Raw genomic sequence first — 12,995 nt, forward strand, 5'->3', positions numbered from 1 at the left:
TAAAAAATAGAACTTCGTTGGAAGTTCTTTTTTTTTATTTTTTCTCAGCTTCTTTTGAACTTGAGCTAGTAGATGAAGTAGTTGACGTGTCAGTAACTTCTGGATTTAGCTGCATGTAACTTGGAGCTTTAAAGAGGTCCTGAGTTGTTGTGTTATTGTGTTGGCTATAGATACTAGTTGATTTTTCACCACGTTTCTTTTCTATCGCTTTGAGAGCTTTTAAAGAATCGATATAAGAGATATGGCTAGCATCTACTTTATCTAGACCGTTATCTTCATCAAACCGGAGTAAATCACCAGTTTGAACAGCATCACTCATTTTTAGTTGTTGGGTTACAGACTCACGGATAGTTTGATTTTCAGCGAGTGTTGTTTCATCAGGATTGGTAATTAATTCCCCAGTTGCTGTGTTGTAGAGCTTCCCGTCATAGTTGGTATATTTAGGGGTGATATATGTTCCAGAAGAACGAAAAGCTACCATTTGTTTATTGTCAGGTGATAATAAATCTTGCCCTAACTCTACATAATTTGAGTTATCCATGCCTAGAAGTGATAATAGAGTAGGGAGATTGTCCACTTGACCACCGTAAGTATCACTGATAAATCCTTTATCCATACCCGGAATGTGAATCATGTAAGGGACACGCTGAAGCATGGCATTATCGTATTCAGACCACGTTTCAGGGTCTTTGCCGAGTAGTGGTGCTAAACTAGTGTTACGTGAATTTGATATACCATAATGGTCACCATATAATACGATAATAGAATTCTGGTAAATGCCACTAGCTTTCAAATAGTCAAAGAATGCTTTAACAGAACTATCGAGATAATTGGCTGTTGCAAAATAACCATTGATAGTCTCATCATCAGTTTTTGCTAGTGGGAATCCTTGCTCCTCAGTCTCCCCAGCTAAACTCGTGTAGGGATAATGATGACTGACCGTTAAGAATTTTGTATAAAAGGGTTGTTGCATATGTTCTAAATATTTGATAGAGTCTGAGAACATATGTTTGTCATTTAGACCATACTGGAAGGAATTCTTTTTAGTAAGCTCTTGGAAGTAAGATTCATCAAAGAAATAGTCGTATCCCCATTGTTTATAAGCATTATTACGGTTCCAGAAGGTACCAACATTTCCATGAAAGACAGCGCTAGTATAGTCACCTTTTTGCTTTAAGATGTTTGGTGCCGCAAACTGCGTGTTGTCTCCCCCATAGTTTACCATGAAAGAGCCACTGTTTAGACCGAATAAAGAGTTTTCCATCAGTGTTTCGGCGTCAGAAGTTTTACCGGCCTTAACTTGATGGAAAAAATTTGAAAAGGCAAAGGTTTCTTTGGAATGGTATAACGAATTAATAAATGGGGTGACTTCATGTTCTTGATCATCCACATTTAGTTTGTAATCAATCAGAAACTGCTGAAAACTTTCCAAATGGATCATAATCACATTGCGCCCTTTAGCAATTCCGTAAAATTCAGGATTTGGAGCCACATAGTTTTCCTTAACATAGTTTTTAACTTCAGTTAATTCTTCTGCAGTGGCACCACTACGTTCTTTTTCAGCCTGATAAGCCTGGTTACCGCTATAAGTTGAAAAAGCTGGTAAGCCTAGTGCTCGAACTAGATAGAAATTAGAGAAACCACGTGATAAAAGTTCAGGGCGATCAATTTCTGCTAAAAAAAGATTAATAGAAAAAAGAAGACCAGATAGGGCAGTTACCGCAAAACTTGCTCTCTTATTAAAGGGACGACTATCAGTTGTCACTTTCTTTTTAATAAAGAGGAAGGCGAGTAAAATAAGATCAACAATGTAAAAAAGATCAGTGAAACGAACTAAGTTAAGAGCTGAATCTCCTAAACCTGCGGCAGCTTTGCTACTTCCTAGCATTGTACTAACAGTAATAAAATCTGAAAATTCTCGGAAGTAAAAGGCATTGGCAATTATGAGAATAGTTAGTAAAAGGTAGATGAGCCAAGCTAAGCTGTAAAATAATTTTGTTTTTTTGATATAAAGTGCTAGGCCAATCAGAAGCAATCCGATGGGAATAGGATTGATGATGGTTAGAAAAGTTTGATAAACATTTTCAATATTAAGCACAAAGTCGACATGGTAAGCCCAGAGGGTTTTTAACCAATAAAAAAACAATAAAGTAAGGACAAATCCCAGGCGGGTACTCATCACTTTAAGTATTGTATTGATAATTTTTTTCACAACAATTTTATTCCTTGTTTATTTTCCTAAATAATAAAGAATCTCAATAGTTATTATATCATAAATTAAAAAGAGGTCACAAATAAAGTTGTTACCTCTTGCTATTCATACAACTGATATTTTGATATAATGATTTTTATGGAAAAACTTCGACTAAGTGCACAAGTGGAGAAGAAACTAAGCAAAGGTATTGTTCTATTAGAAAAAGATGATTTACCGACTGCTAAAACAGAAAATGGCTTGGTCCAGCTAATATCTCAATCTGGCCAATTGCTAGCGACAGCCTACTTATCAGAACAACATAAAGGAATCGGTTGGGTCATTTCTACAGATGATATAGAGTTAACTCAATCTTTCTTCGAAGCTTTATTCACTAAAGCAAGAGAATCTCGTCTTGCCTTTATTAATGACTCAAGTATGACAGCTTATCGTTTGTTCAATCAAGAAGGAGATGGTTTTGGTGGTTTTACTGTTGACAGATATGGTGACTTTGTCATCTTTTCATGGTATAATGCTTTTGTTTACAGTATAAAAAACAGAATTGTCGAAGCGTTTAAAGTGGTTTTTTCTGACCTTTCAGGGGCTTATGAAAAGTATCGCTTTAAAGGTGCAGAGAGGCAATCAGGACATCTTTATGGTGCGAAAGCCCCTGAGACTTTTGAAGTGCTTGAGAATAATGTTAAGTACCAAATTTTTCTAAATGATGGTTTGATGACAGGAATCTTTCTGGATCAACATGAGGTTAGAGGACGTTTGGTTGATGGTTTAGCAGCAGGTAAATCCGTTTTGAATCTTTTCTCATACACAGCTGCATTTTCTGTTGCTGCAGCCATGGGAGGGGCAAGACAAACAACCTCTGTTGATTTAGCTAAGCGGTCTGTTGAATTATCAGAAGCACATTTCAAGGCTAATGGACTTGATACTCTAAATCATAAACTCAAGGTTATGGATGTCTTTGCTTATTATCGATATGCTAAACGACATGGTTTGACATATGATGTGATTGTCATTGATCCCCCTAGCTTCGCACGTAACAAGAAACAAACGTTTTCTGTCTCAAAAGATTACCATCGTTTAGTCAGTGAGGCAGTGGCTATTTTAAATCCAAATGGTATTTTGATTTTGTCCACTAATGCTTCAAACCTTAGTGTAGAGCAATTTCAAAAACAGATTAATAAAGGTTTTGGTGGGAAGCCCTATCAAGTGCTATCCCTAGACCAACTACCAGCTGATTTTAAAATAAATAAGAATGATGAAAGAAGTAACTACTTAAAAGTATTTACCATTAAGGTTGGATAATGAAAATAGTTGTACCAATTATTCCTAAAAGCCTCGATGAGGTTAAAAATATTGATAGTTCAAAATATGAAGGCGCAGATATTATTGAATGGCGGGCGGATTATTTAGCAAAAGATGATATTTTAAAAGTGGCACCAGCTGTTTTTGAGAAATTTTCTGGTTACGAGATTCTCTTTACCATTCGTACGGTTAACGAAGGCGGTTTTGCAGAACTTAGTCCTGAGGATTACATTTCTCTTTTGAAAGATGTTGATGCGCTTTATCACCCAGATTATATTGATTTTGAATACTTTACCTATAAATCACATTTTGATCAGTTGTTAAGTTTTCCGAATTTATCACTAAGTTACCACAATTTTCACGAGACACCGGAAAATTTAATGGAGATTTTTTCAGAATTAACCACATTGGCACCACGAGTTGTTAGAATTTCAGTGATGCCTCATAATGAACAAGAAGTACTCGATCTAATGAACTATACACGTGGTTTTAAAACCTTAAATCCAGAACAAACCTATGCGACAGTTTCGATGGGGAAACTCGGAAAACTTTCGAGGATTTCAGGTAATGTGACAGGTTCAGCATGGACATTTGCCAGTTTAGATTGTGAAAATGCTAGTGCGCCGGGTCAAATCAAATTGTTGGATATGAAAAAAATTATGACAGTTCTTAAAGAAGATTCACAAAGTAGTCAGGTTTGATATACTCAGTTAATGATAAAAAAGAAAGCTCACGGTTCTAAATAATCTTGAGTTGGCATAAAGAGATGAAAAGTTCCTATAAAGGGAGCTTTTTCTTATTTGGCAAAGGATTATGCTATCTATTATTTGTGATGAGTCATTTTTCTGAAAAATCGTGCTATTTTGCCCTTACCTGCGACTAAAATTATGTTAAAATATGGTCAATACTTTTTTATGGAGGAATGACCATGTCTACTAATATTTACGATTTAGCTAATGAATTGGAGCGAGGTATTCGTAGCTTACCAGAATATCAGGCGGTAGCCGATTCAAAAACTAAGATTGAGAACGATCCAGCATCAAAGGCTCTTTTTGATGAATTTATTACTTTCCAAGAAGATTTGTATCAAAAGATGCAGTCAGGTCAGATGCCAACTGAGGATGATCAAAAAGCTATTCAATCAATGACTGAAAAAATGGAAGCAAATACAAGCGTCAGAGATTATTTCAATGCTCAACAAGCTCTTTCTGTCTATATCTCAGATATTGAGCGTATTGTTTTTAAGCCTTTACAGGAGTTAACAGGTAAATAAGCCATTAGGGAAACAGTCGAGTCGCTTTTATACTCGAAGAAAATCAAAATCTGACTAGAAAAAGCGTCGTAGCTAGAACTAAAGTTCATCAAGGTAAACTTGACAATATCAGATTTTGATTTTCAATGAGTATTAGAAGGAGGAAATCATTATGGTACGTAAAATTGGTATTATTGGAATGGGTAATGTTGGTTCAACATTGGCGCACGGTTTGATTGCTGAGGGTGTCGCGGATCATTATGTTCTGATAGATCCTAAAGTGGAGAAAGTGCGTGCAGACCAGATTGATTTCCAGGATGCCATGGCTAATCACTCTAGCTTTGCTAAGCTTACCATCAATGATTATTCTGCCTTAGCGGATGCTGATGTAGTGGTGTCAGCCCTTGGTAATATCAGTCTTCAACATAATGCAGGTGAAGATCGCTTTGCGGAGTTTGCCCTTATGCAGGAACAGGTTCCTCAGGTAGCGGTCTCACTCAAGGACTCAGGATTTTCCGGTGTCCTTGTCGTTATTTCAAATCCGGTCGATGCTGTTTCAGCCCTTTATCAAGCTCTGACTGGTTTTCCTAGGGAGCGTGTGATTGGGACAGGGACTCTCCTTGATACAGCTTGTATGAAGCGCGTGGTTAGTGAGCGTTTAGGAGTTAATCCTAAGAGTGTGTCTGGTTATAATCTTGGTGAACATGGTAACTCTCAGTTCACAGCTTGGAGTCAAGTTAGTGTCAAGGGGCAACCTATTTCTGATTTCTTCTCCAAAGATGAATTGGAAGAAATGTCGTTTGCATCTATGAAAGGTGGTCATACAGTTTTTTACGGTAAAGGGTATACCTCTTATGGTATCGCAACAACTGTAATCCGTATTGTTAAGGCTATTTTATCCGATGCTGAGGAGGAGTTAGTCATTTCAAGTTTCCAAGAAGCATTTGGCACCTATGTAGGCTATCCTGCCTTGGTTGGGCGTTCAGGTAAAGTTGGTCATGTTCAGTTGAACTTAACAGAAGACGAAAAAGTTAAATTGCAAGCGTCAGCCAATCTTATCAAAGAACGCGTTGAAGCTGCTCTTTCAAAAATCTAAGATATAAGGAAAACCAGTCCCTTGTGATTGGTTTTTGATTATGGCTTCAAGCCTCAACGTCAAATGGATTGATGTTTAGCTAAGGTAACTTCAAGTTTGCTAAAAATTGACGGTCGCCCAAGTATTGAATATCAGACGTGGGCAATCCCCTAGCTCATTGGATGGAAAATGGTTAGTAAGGTCAGTTAGACTTGTTGAATAGATGATAAGAACTTAGACATTTCCATCAAGTATTTGAGGTCTGAACTTAGGTATGAGAAGGAGTAGAAATACGATAGTTAATGTAAAAGGTATCCCTGGATTCAGATGAATTCTTGACAAGTCTTAATAGAAGTTATAAGATTTTAGAGAAACCTTCTTTTATATAAGAAATAATCTTTGATTCCAGCGGATTGATAGAATAGTATGAGACACTAATTATGGCAAAAAAAGATGCAGGGGGCTTGTCGCATCACGAGCAGTTGAGGTATAATTACCTTTTCAAAAATATTCATTATTTGAGTGAGCGTGAAAAGACCGAGTTTAATTACCTTTACCAAAAATTAACCAGTCGACAGACTAGTCGAACAAGCCTTAAACAAGAAACCAAAGAAGCTAGCCTACCTTCTGGAGGGCTTGACTATGATTACGGAGGCTATGCAGATGATGAGTCGCGTCCGTATTTGAATGATGACTATGAGGAGCTTAATCATCAAAACAATGTGACTGATCAAGGCTTACCAGTTTTTCCTGGTGAACTTACTAGAACCCAAAAACCCAGAAAAACACGACAAGAAAAGCGATCTACTGTCAAGTCTAGAAGGCTAGCCAAGCAATCTAAAGTTGTGAAGAAGTCTAAAAAAGGACGCTTGAAACGTTTCCTTATTCTTTTCAGTCTGTTGTTGCTATTTGTTTTTGTGATACTTTTGGTTATGTTTTTTAAAGGAGTCACAGGCATTTCAAGCCCTAAAGGTAAGGATTTGCAACCTGCTATGGAAGAATACTTTAATGGTAAGGAGACAAGAGATGGCACTAATATTCTTATTTTAGGAAGTGACAAGCGTATTGCCCAAGGTTCTGAGGATGCCAGAACTGATACTATCATGGTGGTCAATGTCGGCAACAAAGATAAGGATGTCAAGATGGTCAGTTTCATGCGTGATACCTTAGTTAATATCCCTGATGTTAGTGAAACAGATTATCTTAAGGACCAAAAATTAAATACTGCCTTTAATGTTGGTGAGCAAAATAATCATCGTGGAGCTGAATTAATGCGTGAAACGCTAAAAGCCAATTATGACATTGACATCAAATACTATATGATGGTTGATTTTGAAACCTTTGCTGATGCGATTGATGCCTTATTCCCTAACGGGGTTGCCATCAATGCTAAATTTGCTACTATTGACGGTGAAAGGGTAAACTCGGTAGAGGTTCCTGATGATCTGCGAATGGATGACCAAGGGCGTGTTCCAAATCAAACGATTAAAGTTGGTAAGCAAAGAATGGATGGTCGTACCCTTCTCAACTACGCCCGCTTCCGTAAGGATGATGATGGTGACTTTGGACGAACCAAGCGCCAGCAACAAGTGATGAAAGAAATTTTACGTCAGGTTAAGAATCCAACTAAGCTTTTTACAGGTTCGGAAGCTTTGGGAAAAATTTATGCTTTGACGTCAACAAACGTATCTTATCCTTATCTTTTAAGAACAGGATTGTCAAGTATAACTGATGGGGATTTTGCCATTCATCAAACAACCATCCCTGAACAAGGCGATTGGATTGATGACTATGATGTCTATGGTGGGCAAGGTTTAACAATCGATTTTGATAAGTATCAAAAAGAACTGTCTGACTTAGGTTTTAGGTAAATATGATATAATGGAGAGACAAGGGTCTCTCTTTTTCTTTGGGAAATAGCAGAGCTGTAAAACTAGAAATGAGTCGAAAAGATGCAAAAAAATGATATTGTTGAAGTAGAGATTATTGATTTAACCCACGAAGGACAAGGGCTTGCCAAGGTTGACGGCTTGGTCTTTTTTGTGGATAATGCCCTTCCAGGGGAAATCATCAACATGCGTGTTTTGAAGCTGAAAAAGAAAATTGGTTTTGGAAAAGTTGAAGAATACCTCAAGGTGTCAGACAAACGAAATCAGGATATTGATGCTGCTTATTTGCGCTCTGGTATCGCTGATTTTGGTCACATGGTTTATGAGGAGCAACTCAAGTTCAAACGCCAGCAAGTAATCAATAATCTTTATAAAACAGCTGGTATTTCTGATATTGAGGTAGCTGAGACACTTAGTATGGAAAAGCCACTTGCTTATCGTAATAAGGCTGCAGTGCCTGTTCGTCGTGTTAGTGGTCAGCTAGAAACTGGCTTTTTCCGTAAAAATTCCCATGATCTTATGCCTATTGAGGATTTTTATATTCAAGATAAGGACATTGACCAGCTGATTGTCTTTGTCCGTGATTTGCTACGCCGCTTTGATATCAGACCTTATGATGAAAAAGAGCAGACAGGCTTGATTCGTAACCTATTAGTTCGTCGTGGACATTACACTGGAGAAATCATGCTAGTTCTTGTGACGACTCGTCCCAAGATTTTCCGCATCGAGCAAATCGTGGAAAAGATTACGGCGGAATTTCCAAAGGTTGTCTCTATCTTACAGAACATCAATGATCAAAATACCAATGCCATTTTGGGCTCGCAATTCCGTACGCTTTATGGCAAAGAAACCATTTCTGACCAGATGTTAGGAAATGATTATGAGATTTCAGCTCAATCTTTCTATCAGGTTAATACGGAAATGGCAGAGAAGCTCTATCAAACTGCCATTGATTTCTCAGACTTAAGTACTGATGATGTGGTTATTGATGCCTACTCAGGTATTGGAACGATTGGTTTGTCCTTTGCGAAAAAAGTCAAGGCTGTTTATGGGGTTGAAGTTATTGAAGCTGCTGTCAAGGATGCTCAGAAAAACGCAGAGCGAAATGGTATTACCAATGCTCACTATGTTGCCGATTCTGCTGAAAATGCCATGGCTAAATGGAGCAAGGAAGGTATTCAACCGAGTGTTATCCTAGTGGATCCGCCACGAAAAGGCTTGACAGAAAGCTTTATCAAAGCTAGCGTAGCTATGTCTCCAGAAAAAATCACTTATATCTCTTGCAACCCAGGCACCATGGCGCGTGATATCAAGCTGTATGAAGAATTGGGTTATAAGTTGACTAAAGTGCAGCCTGTTGATTTGTTTCCGCAAACGCATCACATCGAGTGTGTTGCTCTGCTTGTAAAAGCTTAGAAACCTTTGAACGAAAGGGATAATGAAAGCCTTGATTGCAAGGCTTTTTGCTTTATGGTGGGTAAGTATCAGAGTGAGAAAATTTTTGGAATGAGTAGAAGTGATAGCTAGAAATTATCAGTTTCTATTTCCATTTACCCTGTGGGTACGTGTTTGTTTCCATTGACAAGGAGTTTGTGGGAATAGAAATGTACCCACCTTGTTTGAATCAAGTGAAGTGTAGTTGAAGGAAATCTGTTGAAAGCAATACTTCATTTTACCGAATAAGTAATAATTTAGGCAACTTCAAATCGATTAAAAAAAACTATTTTAAAGGTTAAGAGTAGACAAAAATTGTCCACTCTTTTTTGTAAACTCAATTTATCAATAAATGAAATGAGGGAATGTAAAATGAAATATTTTGAGGTTGAGTTAGAAAATCCTGATGAATTTTTAAAACTACAAACAGAAGATTTTGTGAAAGCTAATCGCTTGCTACTAAGGAAGATAATCCAGAGCGTTACAGTCTATGAAGAACACTTCGTCATATCCTTTAAATCTGGCATCGAATTGGAAGTATGAGACTCATTCCATAACTTTTATATTGAACATATCATCTTGTTGTGTTATACTATAAATTGATATAAACAAAGATGTAGGAGGAACCGAAACTATGACAGCCTCAATGCGTTTAAGATAAGCTGGCAATAAGAAAAGCAGAATCTATACCCGATGATAGGCTTTTTTGTTGTGCTTATTTATACGATATTGAGCATTCATTAGTTACGGTGAGGATATTGGTTATTTAACTATACCTTTATTTAACTATGTCTTTAATATGAATGTTTCCAAATTGTATGTATGCAGACCAAAAGCCACATTGTGGATTTAGGCCTGCATTTTTTTATTGCCTATAATGCTATTCAAAATAGAAATTTAAGCAAAATAATATGCAGGAGATAATATAAATGGAAAAATACAACAATTGGAAACTTAAGTTTTATACAATATGGGCAGGGCAAGCAGTATCATTAATCACTAGTGCCATCTTGCAAATGGCGATTATTTTTTACCTTACAGAAAAAACTGGATCCGCGATGGTCTTGTCTATGGCTTCACTATTAGGTTTTTTACCCTATGCGGTCTTTGGACCTGCAATTGGTGTGCTAGTGGATCGTCATGATAGGAAGAAGATAATGATTGGTGCTGATTTAATTATCGCAGCAGCTGGTTCGGTGCTTACTATTGTTGCATTCTATATGGAGCTACCTGTCTGGATGGTTATGATAGTATTGTTTATCCGTAGCATTGGAACAGCTTTTCACACCCCGGCTCTCAATGCGGTTACGCCACTTTTAGTACCAGAAGAACAGCTTACGAAATGTGCAGGCTATAGTCAGTCTTTGCAGTCTATAAGCTATATTGTTAGTCCGGCGGTTGCAGCACTCTTATACTCCGTTTGGGAACTAAATGCTATTATTGCCATCGATGTATTGGGTGCTGTGATTGCATCTATTACGGTAGCAATTGTACGTATACCTAAGCTGGGTAATCAAGTGCAAAGTTTAGAACCAAATTTCATAAGAGAGATGAAAGAAGGAGTTGTGGTTCTGAGACAAAACAAAGGATTGTTTGCCTTATTACTCTTAGGAACACTATATACTTTTGTTTATATGCCAATCAATGCACTATTTCCTTTAATAAGCATGGAACACTTTAATGGAACGCCTGTGCATATTTCTATTACGGAAATTTCCTTTGCATTTGGGATGCTAGCAGGAGGCTTATTATTAGGAAGATTAGGGGGCTTCGAAAAGCATGTATTACTAATAACAAGTTCATTTTTTATAATGGGGACCAGTTTAGCCGTTTCGGGAATACTTCCTCCAAATGGATTTGTAATATTCGTAGTTTGCTGTGCAATAATGGGGCTTTCGGTGCCATTTTATAGCGGTGTGCAAACAGCTCTTTTTCAGGAGAAAATTAAGCCTGAATATTTAGGACGTGTATTTTCTTTGACCGGAAGTATCATGTCACTTGCTATGCCAATTGGGTTAATTCTTTCTGCACTCTTTGCTGATAGAATCGGTGTAAATCATTGGTTTTTACTATCAGGTATTTTAATTATTTGCATTGCAATAGTTTGCCCAATGATAAATGAGATTAGAAAATTAGATTTAAAATAAACAATATTGGAGGGATATTTATGTATCTTATTTTCATGTAATTCTTCCTGCTAAAATCGCAGGGTTTTTCCTGCGTACAAGCAAATGAAAGCATGCGATTATAGACAGGAGGAAATGTTATGGAATTAATATTAAAAGCAAAAGACATTCGTGTGGAATTCAAAGGACACGATGTTTTAGATATAAATGAATTAGAAGTATATGATTATGACCGTATTGGTTTAGTAGGAGCAAATGGTGCAGGAAAAAGCACTTTATTCAAGGTACTTTTAGGAGAATTAATTCCCCCAGGATGTAAAATGAATCATCTGGGTGAACTTGCCTATATTCCCCAGTTGGACGAAGTAACTCTGCAGGAGGAAAAAGATTTTGCGCTTGTAGGCAAGCTAGGTGTTGAGCAATTAAATATACAGACCATGAGCGGTGGTGAAGAAACAAGGCTTAAAATAGCACAGGCCTTATCGGCACAGGTTCATGGTATTTTAGCGGATGAACCTACGAGCCATTTAGACCGTGAAGGAATTGATTTTCTAATAGGACAGCTAAAATATTTTACAGGTGCACTGTTAGTTATTAGCCATGACCGCTATTTTCTTGATGAAATAGTAGATAAAATATGGGAACTGAAAGATGGCAAAATCACTGAGTATTGGGGAAACTATTCTGATTATCTTCGTCAGAAAGAGGAAGAACGTAAGAGACAAGCTGCAGAATACGAACAATTTATTGCGGAACGTGCTCGATTGGAAAGGGCTGCGGAGGAAAAGCGAAAACAGGCTCGTAAAATAGAACAGAAGGCAAAAGGTTCTTCAAAGAAAAAAAGTACTGAAGGCGGAGGGCGTTTAGCTCATCAAAAATCAATAGGAAGTAAGGAAAAAAAGATGTATAATGCTGCTAAAACCCTAGAGCACAGGATTGCGGCCTTAGGAAAAGTAGAAGCTCCGGAAGGCATTCGCAGAATTCGTTTCAGGCAAAGTAAAGCATTGGAGCTCCATAATCCATACCCTATAGTCGGTGCAGAAATTAATAAAGTATTTGGGGATAAGGCTCTTTTTGAAAATGCATCTTTTCAAATTCCGTTAGGAGCAAAAGTGGCGTTAACTGGTGGTAATGGAATCGGAAAAACAACTTTAATCCAAATGATCTTAAACCATGAAGAAGGAATTTCTATTTCGCCTAAGGCAAAAATAGGTTACTTTGCACAGAATGGTTACAAGTACAACAGTAATCAGAATGTTATGGAGTTTATGCAGAAGGATTGTGACTACAATATATCAGAAATTCGTTCAGTGCTAGCATCTATGGGGTTCAAACAGAACGATATTGGAAAAAGTTTATCTGTTTTAAGCGGTGGAGAAATTATAAAATTGTTGCTTGCTAAAATGCTCATGGGTAGATATAACATCCTAATAATGGATGAACCCAGTAACTTCCTTGACATACCAAGTTTAGAGGCTTTGGAAATACTAATGAAGGAGTACACCGGAACTATCGTGTTTATCACCCACGATAAACGATTACTCGAAAATGTAGCAGATGTAGTTTATGAAATTAGAGATAAGAAAATAAATCTGAAACATTAAATTTAAGGTAGTCGCTGGTCAGTATAGTCTGTTCTGGTTGGCGACTCCATTGTTAAAGAGTATAAAGACTTTAGATTTTATGAATATTAAAAATAGGAACAGTC

At 37.2% G+C, this 12,995-nt stretch carries 10 protein-coding genes; 9 read left to right on the forward strand and 1 reads right to left on the reverse strand.

Annotated features, from left to right (window positions below; translation table 11 throughout):
- Positions 1–34: 34 nt before the first annotated feature.
- A complete protein-coding gene (locus ACMZ6U_RS00465; RefSeq protein WP_416105748.1) occupies positions 35–2,212 on the reverse strand; it encodes an LTA synthase family protein in 2,178 nt (725 codons plus the stop codon).
- Between the two features lie 138 nt (positions 2,213–2,350).
- Between ACMZ6U_RS00465 and ACMZ6U_RS00470 the strand changes: the two genes are divergently transcribed.
- The 9 genes from ACMZ6U_RS00470 to msr(D) all read left to right on the forward strand — a co-directional run bounded on the left by ACMZ6U_RS00470 (position 2,351) and on the right by msr(D) (position 12,891).
- Positions 2,351–3,511, forward strand: a complete 1,161-nt coding sequence (locus ACMZ6U_RS00470; protein ID WP_416105749.1) for a class I SAM-dependent rRNA methyltransferase — start codon at positions 2,351–2,353, stop codon at positions 3,509–3,511.
- Positions 3,511–4,212 carry a type I 3-dehydroquinate dehydratase gene (locus ACMZ6U_RS00475; RefSeq protein ID WP_416105750.1) on the forward strand — a complete coding sequence of 234 codons (702 nt, stop codon included), beginning with the start codon at positions 3,511–3,513 and terminating at the stop codon, positions 4,210–4,212. The genes ACMZ6U_RS00470 and ACMZ6U_RS00475 overlap by 1 nt, the downstream gene beginning before the upstream one ends.
- 227 nt (positions 4,213–4,439) lie before the next feature.
- Entirely contained in the window at positions 4,440–4,784 is a 345-nt protein-coding gene (locus ACMZ6U_RS00480; RefSeq protein ID WP_415669976.1) for a YlbF/YmcA family competence regulator, read from the forward strand.
- A gap of 151 nt (positions 4,785–4,935) precedes the next feature.
- Positions 4,936–5,859 carry an L-lactate dehydrogenase gene (locus ACMZ6U_RS00485; RefSeq protein WP_416105751.1) on the forward strand — a complete coding sequence of 308 codons (924 nt, stop codon included), beginning with the start codon at positions 4,936–4,938 and terminating at the stop codon, positions 5,857–5,859.
- A 419-nt stretch (positions 5,860–6,278) separates the two neighbouring features.
- Complete coding sequence (locus ACMZ6U_RS00490; RefSeq protein ID WP_416105752.1) at positions 6,279–7,709, forward strand: LCP family protein; 1,431 nt, start codon at positions 6,279–6,281, stop codon at positions 7,707–7,709.
- Positions 7,710–7,790: 81 nt separating this feature from the next.
- Positions 7,791–9,143, forward strand: coding sequence for a 23S rRNA (uracil(1939)-C(5))-methyltransferase RlmD (gene rlmD, locus ACMZ6U_RS00495; RefSeq protein WP_416105753.1), 1,353 nt, complete (start codon positions 7,791–7,793; stop codon positions 9,141–9,143).
- A gap of 390 nt (positions 9,144–9,533) precedes the next feature.
- Positions 9,534–9,704, forward strand: a complete 171-nt coding sequence (locus ACMZ6U_RS00500) for a hypothetical protein (protein ID WP_002941306.1) — start codon at positions 9,534–9,536, stop codon at positions 9,702–9,704.
- Positions 9,705–10,090: 386 nt separating this feature from the next.
- Positions 10,091–11,308 carry a macrolide efflux MFS transporter Mef(A) gene (gene mef(A) / locus ACMZ6U_RS00505; RefSeq protein ID WP_014636304.1) on the forward strand — a complete coding sequence of 406 codons (1,218 nt, stop codon included), beginning with the start codon at positions 10,091–10,093 and terminating at the stop codon, positions 11,306–11,308.
- A gap of 119 nt (positions 11,309–11,427) precedes the next feature.
- Positions 11,428–12,891, forward strand: coding sequence for an ABC-F type ribosomal protection protein Msr(D) (gene msr(D), locus ACMZ6U_RS00510; RefSeq protein ID WP_014636305.1), 1,464 nt, complete (start codon positions 11,428–11,430; stop codon positions 12,889–12,891).
- The last annotated feature ends 104 nt before the right edge of the window (positions 12,892–12,995 follow it).

Source organism: Streptococcus pluranimalium, assembly GCF_047785745.1.
GTDB classification, from domain to species: Bacteria; Bacillota; Bacilli; order Lactobacillales; family Streptococcaceae; genus Streptococcus; species Streptococcus pluranimalium_B.

Coding starts and splice junctions, on each gene's coding strand:
- ACMZ6U_RS00485 (WP_416105751.1), top strand. CDS start 4,936: ATGGTACGTAAAATTGGTATTATTGGAATGGGTAATGTTGGTTCAACA.
- ACMZ6U_RS00470 (WP_416105749.1), top strand. CDS start 2,351: ATGGAAAAACTTCGACTAAGTGCACAAGTGGAGAAGAAACTAAGCAAA.
- ACMZ6U_RS00475 (WP_416105750.1), top strand. CDS start 3,511: ATGAAAATAGTTGTACCAATTATTCCTAAAAGCCTCGATGAGGTTAAA.
- ACMZ6U_RS00490 (WP_416105752.1), top strand. CDS start 6,279: ATGGCAAAAAAAGATGCAGGGGGCTTGTCGCATCACGAGCAGTTGAGG.
- ACMZ6U_RS00500 (WP_002941306.1), top strand. CDS start 9,534: ATGAAATATTTTGAGGTTGAGTTAGAAAATCCTGATGAATTTTTAAAA.
- rlmD (WP_416105753.1), top strand. CDS start 7,791: ATGCAAAAAAATGATATTGTTGAAGTAGAGATTATTGATTTAACCCAC.
- ACMZ6U_RS00480 (WP_415669976.1), top strand. CDS start 4,440: ATGTCTACTAATATTTACGATTTAGCTAATGAATTGGAGCGAGGTATT.